General features: G+C 56.8%; 10 protein-coding genes and 2 tRNA genes. 11 read left to right on the forward strand and 1 reads right to left on the reverse strand.

Annotated features, from left to right (window positions below; genetic code table 11):
* Positions 1–45 precede the first annotated feature (45 nt).
* The 10 genes from AOZ07_RS07395 to thiL all read left to right on the forward strand — a co-directional run bounded on the left by AOZ07_RS07395 (position 46) and on the right by thiL (position 11,011).
* Positions 46–1,104, forward strand: a complete 1,059-nt coding sequence (locus AOZ07_RS07395) for a 3-isopropylmalate dehydrogenase (RefSeq protein ID WP_060701421.1) — start codon at positions 46–48, stop codon at positions 1,102–1,104.
* Between the two features lie 114 nt (positions 1,105–1,218).
* Positions 1,219–2,313, forward strand: coding sequence for a branched-chain amino acid aminotransferase (locus AOZ07_RS07400; RefSeq protein ID WP_060701422.1), 1,095 nt, complete (start codon positions 1,219–1,221; stop codon positions 2,311–2,313).
* Positions 2,314–2,387: 74 nt separating this feature from the next.
* Positions 2,388–3,479, forward strand: coding sequence for a UDP-glucose 4-epimerase GalE (gene galE / locus AOZ07_RS07405; protein ID WP_075972444.1), 1,092 nt, complete (start codon positions 2,388–2,390; stop codon positions 3,477–3,479).
* Between the two features lie 15 nt (positions 3,480–3,494).
* Positions 3,495–4,259, forward strand: coding sequence for a fumarylacetoacetate hydrolase family protein (locus AOZ07_RS07410; RefSeq protein WP_060701423.1), 765 nt, complete (start codon positions 3,495–3,497; stop codon positions 4,257–4,259).
* Positions 4,260–4,417: 158 nt separating this feature from the next.
* Positions 4,418–5,923: a glutamate--tRNA ligase gene (gene gltX / locus AOZ07_RS07415; RefSeq protein ID WP_060701424.1), complete on the forward strand. Its 1,506-nt coding sequence runs from the start codon at positions 4,418–4,420 to the stop codon at positions 5,921–5,923.
* Positions 5,924–6,291: 368 nt separating this feature from the next.
* Positions 6,292–6,363, forward strand: a tRNA-Gln gene (locus tag AOZ07_RS07420).
* 46 nt (positions 6,364–6,409) lie between these two features.
* Positions 6,410–6,485: transfer RNA gene (locus tag AOZ07_RS07425), tRNA-Glu, on the forward strand.
* A gap of 132 nt (positions 6,486–6,617) precedes the next feature.
* On the forward strand, positions 6,618–8,354 hold the full coding sequence (locus tag AOZ07_RS07430; protein WP_236995291.1) for a GTPase family protein: 1,737 nt from the start codon (positions 6,618–6,620) through the stop codon (positions 8,352–8,354).
* Complete coding sequence (locus AOZ07_RS07435; protein WP_060701425.1) at positions 8,351–9,994, forward strand: GTPase; 1,644 nt, start codon at positions 8,351–8,353, stop codon at positions 9,992–9,994. The genes AOZ07_RS07430 and AOZ07_RS07435 overlap by 4 nt, the downstream gene beginning before the upstream one ends.
* Positions 9,995–10,000: 6 nt before the next feature.
* Positions 10,001–11,011 carry a thiamine-phosphate kinase gene (gene thiL / locus AOZ07_RS07440; RefSeq protein ID WP_236995292.1) on the forward strand — a complete coding sequence of 337 codons (1,011 nt, stop codon included), beginning with the start codon at positions 10,001–10,003 and terminating at the stop codon, positions 11,009–11,011.
* Between the two features lie 27 nt (positions 11,012–11,038).
* On the opposite strand, the gene AOZ07_RS07445 is transcribed toward thiL, so the two are convergent.
* On the reverse strand, positions 11,039–11,764 hold the full coding sequence (locus AOZ07_RS07445) for an IclR family transcriptional regulator (protein ID WP_060701426.1): 726 nt from the start codon (positions 11,762–11,764) through the stop codon (positions 11,039–11,041).
* A 123-nt stretch (positions 11,765–11,887) separates the two neighbouring features.
* Between AOZ07_RS07445 and leuC the strand changes: the two genes are divergently transcribed.
* Positions 11,888–13,327: a 3-isopropylmalate dehydratase large subunit gene (gene leuC, locus AOZ07_RS07450; RefSeq protein ID WP_060703361.1), complete on the forward strand. Its 1,440-nt coding sequence runs from the start codon at positions 11,888–11,890 to the stop codon at positions 13,325–13,327.

Genomic DNA, 13,327 nt, shown 5'->3' on the forward strand with positions numbered 1-13,327 from the left:
GAGACGAACTCTCACATATTGGACTAAGATCGCTAAAGTTGAAGCATGGTAAATGAAATTGATATTGCGGTCATTCCAGGCGACGGTATTGGCCCTGAAGTTGTAACTGAAGCGGTCAAGGTACTGAAGTTCGTCACCAATGGTGGCAAGCAAGAACTCAAGCTCACTTACTACAAGCTTGGCGCTGAACACTGGTTGGAAACTGGCGAGACGTTGCCGGAGGAGACCCTCTCGGCTATCAAGCAGCACGACGCGATTCTTTTTGGCGCAGTCGGAGCAGCGCCAGGGGATACCCGAATTCCGTCAGGGATCATTGAGCGTGAAATGCTTTTGAAGTTGCGTTTCTCCTTGGACCATTTCGTGAATTTGCGCCCGTCCAAGCTCTACGCCGGCATTGAAAGCCCTCTGTCCAACCCCGGGGCTATTGATTTCATTGTGGTGCGCGAAGGCACTGAAGGCCCATACGTTGGCAACGGCGGTTCGGTCCGAACCGGAACCGCGCATGAAATCGCGACCGAGGTATCAGTCAACACGGCCTATGGAGTAGAACGCGTGGTGCGAGATGCTTTCCGCCGGGCCTCCGAGCGCGAACGCAAGCACGTGACATTGGTTCACAAGCACAACGTCCTGGTGCATGCCGGACACCTGTGGAAGCGCACTGTCGAAGCTGTCGCAGTCGAGTTCCCAGAAGTGACCCACGATTACCTGCACGTAGACGCGGCCACGATCTTCTTGACCACTGATCCATCCCGCTTTGATGTCATCGTTACGGACAACCTCTTCGGCGACATCCTGACCGACCAGGCTGGAGCAATTACCGGTGGCATCGGCTTGGCAGCGAGCGGCAACATCAACATGGACCGCACCTACCCATCGATGTTTGAGCCGGTACATGGTTCTGCCCCCGATATTGCCGGGCAGCAGAAGGCAGACCCAACGGCGGCCATCCTCTCGGTAGCGCTGATGCTGGATCATCTCGGAATGTCAGAAGAAGCACGCGCTGTTGAGCAAGCTGTTGAAAAAGAGATCACTTCACGTCAAGAATTGACCGATAATCGCACCACCAGTGAAATCGGCGATGCAATTGTCGCTTTACTGGCATAAGCTGAAAGTGACGTTTCCGATTAGCTTCTAATCGGCAGCAATTCCACGAACGGGTGTTCCGCTTTGGCGTGGAGCACCCGTTCTTTGTTTATTGAGCTAGGAAGTCCAAGGTAGATGGAATTCACCGAAAATCTTTCAACGAGTCGCAAGAGCGATCAAGAGCGCGCCAGCGTTTTGGCCAACCCTGGTTTCGGGGACTTCTTTACTGACCACACCTCCGTCGTTGACTGGAGCGCCAATGAGGGCGGCCATGGCGGGGAATGGCATGATGCCCGCATTGAGCCTTATGGTCCCATCGCGATGGATCCAGCTGCCTCGGTGCTGCACTATGGCCAGGAAATCTTTGAAGGCCTCAAGGCCTACCGCCATGAGGACGGCTCGGTGTGGACTTTCCGTCCGCGCGCAAACGCAGCCCGCTTGAACAAGTCCGCCCAGCGTCTGGCCCTGCCCCAGCTGGACGAAGATGTTTTTGTCGAGTCACTGAAGAAGCTGGTAGCCACCGACATCGATTGGGTTCCCAGCGGCGAAGGTGAAGCGCTGTACCTGCGGCCATTCATGATTGCCACCGAAGCTTTCCTCGGAGTGCGTGCGGCGCGCGAAGTTTCCTATCGCGTCATCGCCTCGCCAGCGGGTAACTACTTCGGTGGAGAGCTCAAGCCGGTAGCCATTTGGGTATCGAAGAACTATGCCCGCGCCGGCCGCGGCGGCACCGGTTCTGCCAAGTGCGGTGGCAACTACGCAGCGTCACTGGTAGCGCAGCTGGAAGCCGAGGAGAACGGTTGCAAGCAGGTGCTCTTCCTCGACGCCTTCAATGACAATGCTGTTGAAGAACTGGGCGGCATGAATGTTTTCTTTGTCACCAAGGACAGCAAGCTGGTTACACCTGCACTGACCGGAACCATCCTTGAAGGTGTTACCCGTTCATCGGTGATCCAGCTGGCCAAGGACCGTGGCATCACAGTGGAAGAACGAAAGATCACCCTCGACGAATGGCGTGATGGCGTTGCTTCCGGTGATATCACGGAAGTATTTGCCTGCGGTACCGCTGCGGTAATCACTCCAATCGGCCTGCTCAAGAATGACGATGAACTCATCGGAGACGAGAACGCTCCTGCCGGTGAAGTGACGATGTCCATCCGCGAGGAACTGCTGGGCATCCAGCTGGGCACCGTCGAAGATCGACACGGCTGGCTGGAGCGTTTGGCCTAGACGCCAATCCAAACGACTACGATGGTCTCGGGGCATAAGCCCCGGGGCCATTGTTGTATGCGAAAAGGAATGAAATGCACGTACTGGTAACTGGCGGTGCAGGCTACATAGGATCTCACGCCGTGCTCTTGCTGCTCGAAGCTGGCCACAAGGTTTCCGTCTTCGACAATCTGAGCAATTCATCGCCCGAATCCCTGAGGCGCGTACGCGACATGTCCAATTCGGCTCCCGAGCTTTTCATTGGCGACTTGCTGGATAGCGACCGCCTGGATTCCGTCTTGAGCCAGACCAAGCCGGACGCAGTCATCCACTTTGGCGGTTTGAAGGCCGTAGGAGAGTCCGTTGAAAAGCCGATTTCCTACTACCAGAACAATGTTGTTGGCACCTTGAATCTGGTGTCAGCGATGGAAAAAGCTGGCGTTAAGCGACTGGTTTTCAGCTCATCCGCAACGGTCTACGCCGAGTCCACTCAGTTGCCACTGGTTGAAGATGCACAGCGTGCCGCATCAAACCCCTACGGGCGAACCAAACTGCATATCGAACAAATCCTCGAGGACCTTGCGGTTTCCGACTCCTCCTGGTCCATCGCCACCTTGCGCTACTTCAATCCAGTTGGCGCTCATCCTTCGGGAAACATCGGCGAAGATCCGCAGGGTATCCCGAACAACCTCATGCCGTTTATTGCACAGGTAGCGGTCGGCCGCCGCAGCGAAGTCCAGGTCTTCGGCAATGATTACCCAACCTACGATGGAACTGGCGTGCGGGACTACATTCACGTCATGGACCTTGCCCAGGGCCACCTGGATGCATTGGACTTCTTGAACACCCACACCGGCCAGTACGTCTGGAATCTCGGAACCGGAAGCGGAACGAGCGTCCTGGATGTCATTGGCGCGTTCTCGCGGGCCTGTGGCCGGCAGCTTCCATACAAGTTGGTAGAGCGTCGCCCGGGCGATATCGCCGAGTACTACGGTGATCCGACAACAGCCCGCTTGGAGCTCGGCTGGAAGGCCGAACGAGGAGTCGAGGAAATGGCTCGGGATATGTGGGAATGGCAGTCGAAGAACCCCGCTGGATATCCGGATTATGATCTTGACGGAATTTCTGAAGAAGAAATCAACGAGTTTATCCGTGGAAGCCGCGCCACGATCGCTAAACAAGACTAGACAAGAGAAAACCGAATGAAAATTGCAAGATTTGTAGTAGACGGTGATCCGCTGTACGGAGTCGTTGATGGCAACGACATCCACGTCCTGGCAGGAGACCCGTTCTTCCAGGGAATCAAAACCACAGGGGCAACCCACAGCCTGGATGATGTTCGCCTGGTGGCGCCAATCATTCCACGTTCAAAAGTGGTCGGGTTCGGGCGCACCTACCGTGAACACGCCAAGGAACTGGGCAATGAAGTTCCGCAGGAACCCATCATGTTCTTGAAGCCCAATACCTCGGTGGTTGGACATGGGGATCCTGTCACCCTGCCAGCGTTCTCTGATGAGGTTTCCTTCGAGGGCGAACTAGCTGTCGTCATTGGGCGTATTTGCAAGGACGTCCCTGCCGACAAGGCCCAAGACGTCATCTTCGGCTACACCGTAGCCAATGACCTCACCGCGCGCGATGCGCAACGCAGCGATCTGCAGTGGGCCCGCGCCAAGGGGTTCGACGGTTCTTGCCCGCTGGGCCCCTGGATTGAAACTGAATTGCCGGATCCAGACGACGTCGGCATTATTACCCGAGTCAACGGTGAAGTTAAGCAAGATGGCTCCACCAACGAAATGATTTGGCCGGTCAATGAACTGGTGGCGCGAGCTTCGGAAGCCTTTACGCTCTTGCCAGGCGATGTGATCATGACTGGAACACCTGCAGGTGTGGGACTGGTCAATGCGGGGGATGTCGTTGAAATCGACGTTGAAGGAATCGGTTCATTGCGAAGCGTATTCCGGCGCTGAGTTAGTTTAACTAATCTTTATCTGGGTACAATAGTTATTAACACCAACTTGCCATCATCATTTTGGTGGAACCGCACTGGCTCTCGATCATTTATGTGATCGGGAGCCTTGCGGTTTAAATGCGACTTTCGGCGCGAAAGGCATAGAATGAAGTCATCATGACTGATCTATCGCTGATTCCCGAAGTAACCGAAGATACCCCGGTACGCGTTCGCTTTTGCCCATCACCCACTGGAACTCCACACGTTGGATTGATCCGTACGGCCCTGTTCAACTGGGCTTACGCTCGTCACACGGGCGGCAAGATGATTTTCCGCATCGAAGATACGGATGCGAAGCGCGACTCGGAGGAAAGCTACAACCAGGTGCTGGACGCCTTGAACTGGTTGGGTATCGACTGGGATGAAGGCGTTAACGTCGGTGGGCCGCACGAGCCTTACCGCCAGTCTCAGCGAGGCGAGATCTACCAAGATGTCATCGCCAAGCTCCGCGCGGCCGGGCACCTGTACGAGTCATATTCCACCCCCGAGGAAATCGAAGCGCGCCACAAGGCTGCCGGCCGGGATCCAAAACTTGGCTATGACAACTTTGACCGCGAGCTCACCGACGAGCAGAAGGCAGCGTTCAAGGCAGAAGGCCGCGAGCCTGTGCTGCGTGTTCGCATGCCGGATCACGACGTCACGTTCAATGACCTGGTCCGTGGCGAGATCACGTTCAAGGCAGGCAGCGTGCCGGACTATGTCGTCGTTCGCGCCAACGGACAGCCCCTGTACACGCTGGTCAACCCGGTTGACGACGCCTTGATGGGCATCACCCATGTGCTTCGCGGTGAAGACCTGCTGTCTTCAACGCCACGCCAGGTTGTCTTGTATGCACTCCTGCACGATATCGGCGTTGCAAAGTACATGCCGCGCTTCGGGCACTTGCCATACGTGATGGGCCAGGGAAACAAGAAGCTTTCCAAGCGCGATCCAGAATCAAGCTTGTTCCTGCACCGCGACAACGGGTTCATCCCAGAGGGCCTGCTCAACTATCTGGCATTGCTCGGCTGGTCATTGAGCGCCGATGAAGACATCTTCACCAGCGAGCAACTCGTTGAAGCCTTCGACGTTACCGATGTCCTGTCCAACCCGGCACGATTCGATGTCAAAAAGGCCGAAGCCATCAACGGTACGCATGTGCGCATGCTGGAACCCAAGGACTTCCGGGATCGCTTGGTTCCATATCTCCAGGCCGCTGAACTTGTTGGTGCCGAGCTGACCGCTCGCGAAAACGAAATCCTTGATCAGGCTGCTCCACTGGTACAGGAGCGTATCGCGCTCTTGGGCGAAGCTACCGACATGCTGGAGTTCCTCTTCAAGTCGGACGATGAGATTGTCATCGCTGACAACGCCCTGAAGGGCATGCCGGCGAACCTCGCAGAGGTGGTTGATGCATCGGTTCAGGCGCTGGAAGGCTTGTCGGACTGGAACGCAGAGACCATCCAGGCAGCGCTTCGTGGCAAATTGGTTGACGAGTTGGAGCTCAAGCCGCGCCAGGCTTTCGGCCCTGCCCGTGTAGCAATTTCGGGTAAGCGCGTATCGCCACCGCTCTTCGAGTCCATGGAAATCCTGGGCCGCGAGTCGAGCTTGAACCGTCTTCGTGCTTTTGGCGAATCCCGGTAGGGTCATTCCCTAGCACTAGCGGTACATGCAGAGCACCTTGGATGTTTGCAACATTGAATGATGTTGGCATCCAAGGTGCTCTTGCTTTTGCCGGCTAGTGAGCGTTTGTGCGGGGGAGTCCAAGTGAAGCTACCGCGATTCAGGCTGAATGCTGGGGTGCGTCAATTCACAGTGGCAATTTGCGGCGGAAGCGGAATCCCGGCAAGCCCAAAAAGCTATTTTTCAGCGATTCTGCGCGGAAATTGGGAGCAGCCATGTGCCGACTCCTCGATTTGTGTAGTTCTTGGCTGGACGGTATAGTTTTATCTCGTGCTACGGAAGTGGCCTGGAATAATGCTTGACAGAATTCCTAAACTCCCAAGTCACAATGGGATATGGTGTAATTGGCAACACAACGGTTTCTGGTTCCGTCATTCTAGGTTCGAGTCCTGGTATCCCAGCGCTTCATCGGATTCGTCCGGTGAGCCAAGGTAAAACTTGGCGTACGGCCCCATCGTATAGCGGCCTAGTACTCCGCCCTCTCACGGCGGCAACACGGGTTCGAATCCCGTTGGGGTCACCATATGAAAAACCACGGAGAGATCCGTGGTTTTTTCTTTTGCATGGAAAATGTGCCTCTATCTCTCAGCAATCACCGTCGCCATAAGGCAAGATGGTGCACATGGAGTCGAACTCAGATCAGATCAGGCCTGCATTGAGCGAGGCTGCTGGTGACGGGCAAATCAGCAACACCACCATCAAGAGCCTCATCGAATTGCGTGGCATTCTCAGTGATCTAGTTTTTGTCGGCAACTCGTCTTCCGCAACCTCTGAAAGTGATCAGTTGCGTGAGAAGACAGTGCATCAAATATCAGACTATCTGATACCAAGAGTCTCCAACCTCGGCGCACCGCTGCTAGCGGTGATAGGCGGATCAACTGGATCCGGCAAGTCCACTCTCGTTAACTCGTTGGTGGGTGAGCAAATCAGCATTTCGGGTGCTGTCAGGCCGACAACCAGAACGCCGGTTCTCGCCTTTAATCCCATGGACCAACCATTCTTTGAATCCGACCGCGTACTGCCCGAACTCACTCGCGTTTCCGGCGGCGGGTTTGCAGTAGCCGGAGATTCTTCCCGTCACGATGCTCTGGTCATGAAGCCACACGGGAACGTTCCCCAAGGGCTGGCAATTCTTGATGCGCCCGATATCGATTCTGTTTCAGACGATAACAGGGCACTAGCAGGACAACTGCTCAACGCCGCCGATTTATGGATTTTCGTGACAACAGCCAATCGCTACGCAGATGCTCTGCCATGGGAGCTGCTCACGGACGCGGGCGTTCGGGACATTACGGTATGCGTAGTCCTCAATCGGGTTCCGCCAGGTGCCGAGCGCGACATAGTCCCAGATCTGCGCCGTTTACTGATTGAAAAGAACTTGGATCCCGCTTTATTGCATGTCGTCAATGAGACACAGCTCAATGAACAAGACTTATTGCCGGGGGAGCACCTCGAGCCGCTCATGGCCTGGCTTAATGCCTTGGCCGCGGATTCATCCAAGCGCCAGCAGGTGGCAGCGCAAACTCTTGCAGGAGCATTGAAGCGCACTACTGCCGACGTAGGCGAGCTACTGGCTGAATTGCAAGATCAAGAAGCACAACTCGACGACTTGCGACGGCTGACCAATGAGAGGTTTGCACAAGCCCAGGAACGGATTAATGCCGCACTCAATGATGGCTCCTTGCTCCGTGGGGAAATCTTGTCGCGTTGGCAGGATTTTGTTGGTGCTGGAGAACTCCTTCGGGGCATTGAGGGCGCAATCGGCCGGGTGAGAGATCGAGTCGGAGCGTTCTTCTCAGGGCGGCCGCCAGCCACGCATCGCGTGGAACAGGCAATCGAGTCCGGATTGCATACAGTCTTTATCGCAGAGATCACCAAGGCTTGCCATGACGTGGACAGGTCGTGGAAGAATACTCCGCTCGGGCAGGTGCTCCGAGACGGGCTAGAGGCACCGCGGCCTTCCAATGATCTCAGCGAGCAAGCTGCAGAGAGTATCCGTCTGTGGCAGAAAGATATTCTTGAGATGATTCGCGAAGAAGGTGCTGGCAAACGCAAAACCGCCCGCATGGCTGCCTTCGGAATCAACGGAGTCGCGGTCATCCTGATGGTTGTCGTCTTCGCCTCTACCGCAGGGCTAACTGGTCTGGAAATTGGCATCGCTGGTGGATCCGCGGTCGTTGGGCAGAAGCTTTTGGAAGCGATATTCGGCGAGGACGCAGTGCGCAGGATGGCGATGAGAGCCCGGAAAATGCTGGATGCGCGTGCCCAGGGTTTGATTGCCAAGACCTCCGAGCCCTATGCCAACGGAATTGGCCGTGCGGCTCAACCCGAGGTTGCTCAGGCATTGAGCCGCGTCACCGAAGGACTGAACAGCAAAGGGGCCAAGAAGTGACAGAACGAAAAGTCGTCCGTGCTGTTAATGGCCTGAACCAGCAGATTGACTGTGTTGTTGAAGCCATGCAGCTTGCTGAGCCGTATTTGGATTCAGAAAGCATCGACTTGGCAGCATCGGTCATCAGGAAATCCGAATCACGGCGAAATCTGTCTTCGGAACACGTGGTCGTCGGGCTTTTTGGCGCTACGGGAAGCGGAAAGTCGACGCTATTCAATGCCTTGGTTGGGCGTGAACTGGCATCCACAGGGGTGATACGACCAACGACCACGAACACTGTGGCTGCGATCTGGGATACAGCGGGAGCCAATGAACTTCTGGATTGGCTCGAAGTCAACGACCGCCATGTCATCGAGGCATCAGCGGAACCGAAGCGGGGGTCTTCGAAAAAGGACTTCGATTCTGGTTTGCTGCTCTTGGATTTGCCGGACATGGACTCGACGAGGGTGGAACACCACCAGATTGCTACCCGGCTAGTTGGCCAAGTTGATTTCCTCGTCTGGGTTCTTGATCCTCAAAAATATGCTGACGCGTCTATTCATCATGGATATTTGAACTCCTTGCGCAGCCAGCAGGGAAATATATTGATCGTTCTGAATCAGATAGATCGAGTGGCCGCCTCCGATAGGAATAGCATCGTTAGTTCCTTGCGCGAGATCCTGGCTTCCTCGGGGCTGGAACGACTTCCGGTGGTGTGCGCGTCGGCTTCCACGGGAGAAGGGCTGGAGGAAGTCCAACGGCAGATTGCTGCGGCCGCGAAAAACAAGGCGATATCTACCCGCAGGTTGCGAGCAGACGTTGATCAAGTGGTTCACCATCTCAAAGCCGAGCTGAGTGCTGAAAAAGTGCGTCTGCCGGATCAGATGCAGCAGTCCGAGCTGGAGCGGGCTATAGCCAATGCCCATGGGGCGCAATATATTGCAGAGGCCGTAGAGACTTCCTACAAGCTCCGCGCCGCGCGACGCACGGGCTGGCCCGTGACTACCTGGCTGATTCGATTGCGCAACGATCCGCTACAGCGAATGAACTTGGGAAGAAAGCGGGAGGCAGCCGAACTGTCCATCACCTCGCGCCCTGAACTTTCTGTTGCCGAATCCGCGGCCATCGACCATGCCATCGACAACTACGTGCAGGAAGCCACGCAGGAACTGCCCGACAGCTGGATAGAACCGGTCCGGGAAGAAGTTGGCAGCAACGTGCAGCACCTGGACAGTGCCGTGGATGCCGCCATCGCTGGCACGCCCTTGGGCGTGGAAAAGCCGTCCTGGTGGTGGCCGGCAGTCAAATTTGTCCAGTGGGTCTCTTTGCTGGCAGCGCTGGCCGGGGCACTGTGGCTGGCTGCCTACCCTGTGGCCGGCTACTTCCAATTCGACCTTCCCGCAGCCCCTCGTGTCGAAGGCATAGCTGCTCCCACGCTTGTTTTTGCCATCGGCGTGTTGCTGGGTATCGTGCTGGGAATTGCTTGTTCATTCGTCAATCGAATAGTGGCTAAAGTTAAGCGTAGGAAGGCATTAAGAAATATAGAACGTTCAGTATCTGGGCAGGTTCGCGCTGCGGTGGTTGAACCCGTCGACCACTATCTGAATACCTACAACAGCTATGCCGCCATTATTACCTCAGCAGCAAAGAAAGCCGAATAGAACTCTGTGACTATTAATCAGCCTGAAGCAACCGTCGGAGACCTTGGCGAACAAGGAATACTTGATACTATTCTTCCGCTCCTTGACTCGCGCACGGCAAACCTCGGTCCAGGCGATGATGCTGGCGCACTGAATGTCCAAGGAACAGAGATCCTGGTTTCAGTCGATACTCTTGTCGAAAACCAGGACTTCAAGTTGATCTGGCCAAGCGGTCTTGAACACCGTGCCTACGACATTGGCTGGAAATCCATTGCGCAGAACGTTTCGGACATCAACGCGATGGGTGGCCGTTCCACCGGTGCGGTGATTTCCTTGTCGCTGCCTCCAACAACGTCTCTTGAATGGGTCAAGGATTTCGCCCAGGGGATTGCCGACGCAATCAATGCGCTGGGGGCCAAAGAGCTGACTATTCTCGGCGGAGATCTCGGAAAATCAACGGAAATCTCGGTGACGACTACCGTACTGGGAGAAACCGCGCATGGAAAGATTCTGCGCAGCGGTGCCAAGCCAGGCGACGTGATCGCGGTGGCGGGGCGTCTGGGTGATGCCGGAGCTGGCCTGTCGGTTTTGGAGCATGGCAGCAGTGCAAGCACGTGGAGCAGGGCGGTGCGCCGCATAGCTGAAGCGCAATGCAAGCCGGTCCCGCCTCTTGGTTCTGGCCCCCGTGCCGCAGAAGCAGGTGCCCACGCCATGATGGACCTCTCTGATGGCCTCGTGCGCGATACAGCGCGACTGGCCAAGAGCAGCGGTGTCAGCATCGATTTCGAGCGCCAGGTATTGCAGAAATTTGCAGCGCGGCTAGCCCCCGCCGCACAGCTGACCAAGACCGATCCGATGGATTGGGTGCTCCATGGCGGTGAAGACTTCGGACTTCTTGCTGCTTTCCCGGCAGATGCCGAGGTACCTGAAGAATTCACCGTTCTCGGTGTCGCCAAGGCACGCAGCGGCCGACGCTCCCTGGTCACCGTTGATGGGAAAACCGTGACGGCAAACGCCGGCTTTGACCACTTCAGCTAGCCTATTGCTGAGGTTGCAGCGCGCTTTCTAGGCGTGATCGTTCTGGACCCGAAGCAGCTCGGATAGTTCATGGGCTGCGCTGGTGACCGCTTCATGATGGATCTTTCCGGGCTGCCGGGTGAGGCGTTCTATGGGTCCGGATAATGAGAGCGCTGCGATGACGCGGCCAGACTGTCCACGTACTGGAGCGGAGACAGAAGCGACGCCAGGTTCACGTTCTCCCAGGGACTGGGCCCATCCACGACGGCGCACGCCGGCCAAGATCGTTGGCGTGAAGCGTGCGTGGTGTAGCCCTTCGACCATCCGCTCATTGTCTTCCCATGCCAGAAGGACCTGAGCAGCGGAACCTGCCTTCATTGACAGCTGGGTCCCAACAGGAATGGTGTCGCGCAAGCCAATGGGGCGCTCGGCGCTGGCAATGCAGACGCGGAAGTCGCCCTGCTTGCGGAAAATCTGGGTGCTCTCGCCGGTGAGGTCGCGCAGCTTGATGAGGATCGGTCCAGCCGCGCTGACCAACCGGTCTTCGCCGGCAGCGCTTGCCAATTCCACGAGGCGGTTTCCGAGTTCAAAGCGGCCATGCATATCCCTGCCTACCAGCCCGTGGTGAACAAGGGACTGCGCGATGCGGTGCACCGTAGGGCGCGAAATATCGGTCAACTCCACCAGCTGTGACAGGGATGTTGGACCGTTTTCCAGTGCATTGAGAATGGCTGCCGCTTTATCGAGAACACCTACACCGCTACCTATTGTCATGGTTCCAGTATCACGTCTCATTATTTGAGATTCAAGTCCGCATACTGGAAATGACTATCTGTGAAGTGTCAAAGTTGAACTACCACAATTTACGTAGCTTGAGGAGTGTGTCGCATGTCCGCCATGCAGTCGCCCCAGACATTGGCAGAAAAAGTTTGGAGCGCACATGTTGTGCGCCAAGGTGAAGGAAATGGAGAGTCCCGCCAGCCGGACTTGATTTACATTGACCTTCACCTCCTACACGAGGTGACCTCCCCGCAGGCCTTCGAAGGCCTTCGCCTGGCCGGTCGACAGTTGCGCCGACCAGACCTGACCATTGCGACGGAAGACCACAACACTCCCACGCTCGAAATCGACAAGCCCATTGCCGACTTGACCAGCCGCACCCAGATTAATACCCTGCGTGAGAACTGCAAGGAATTCGGTGTTCGCCTGCACTCCCTGGGCGACAAGGAACAGGGCATCGTTCACGTGGTCGGTCCGCAGCTGGGCCTGACCCAGCCGGGCATGACCGTGGTCTGCGGCGACTCGCACACCTCAACACACGGAGCCTTCGGCGCCTTGGCCTTCGGCATTGGCACCTCAGAGGTTGAGCACGTCATGGCCACCCAGTCCTTGAGCCTGAAGCCATTCAAGACCATGGCCATCAATGTCGAAGGCACGCTGAAGCCGGGGGTGACGTCCAAGGACATCATCCTGGCCGTCATCGCCAAGATCGGCACCGGCGGCGGCCAGGGCTATGTGCTGGAATACCGGGGTTCGGCAATCCGCTCGCTGTCCATGGACGCGCGCATGACCATCTGCAACATGTCCATTGAGGCAGGCGCCCGCGCCGGAATGATCGCCCCGGATGAGACGACCTTCGAGTATGTCAAGGGCCGCCCGCACGCGCCAAAGGGCGAGGATTGGGACACGGCAGTCGAAGACTGGAAACAGCTGCACTCCGATGAAGGTGCCCAGTTTGACGCAGAAGTGTTCTTGAACGCTGATGAACTCGAGCCATTTGTCACCTGGGGGACCAACCCGGGCCAGGGAGTCTCGCTGTCCCAGAGCGTTCCTTCGCCCGAAGACTTCGAAGACGAGAATGACCGCAAGGCCTGTGAGCGTGCGCTGAACTACATGGGGCTGACCGGCGGTACCCCGATGAAGGATATCCGCGTGGATACGGTCTTCTTGGGTTCTTGCACCAACTCCCGAATGGAAGACCTGCGCGCCGCAGCGGAAGTCATCAAGGGCAAGGTCAAGGATCCGGCGATCCGGATGATTGTTGTGCCAGGATCCGCGCGGGTCCGCCTGGAAGCGGAAGCTGAAGGGCTGGACCAGGTGTTCAAGGACTTCGGGGCCGAATGGCGATTCGCCGGTTGCTCCATGTGCCTGGGAATGAATCCCGACCAGCTGGACGAGGGGGAGCGTTGCGCATCGACCTCCAACCGCAACTTTGAAGGCCGACAGGGCAAGGGCGGGCGCACCCACCTGGTTTCACCGCTGGTCGCGGCAGCAACCGCAGTGCGTGGAACCCTGTCCTCGCCAAGCGACCTGGCCAACACTCCGGCCGCAGTCTAG

The sequence above is a fragment of the Glutamicibacter halophytocola genome (assembly GCF_001302565.1).
Classification (GTDB): domain Bacteria; phylum Actinomycetota; class Actinomycetes; order Actinomycetales; family Micrococcaceae; genus Glutamicibacter; species Glutamicibacter halophytocola.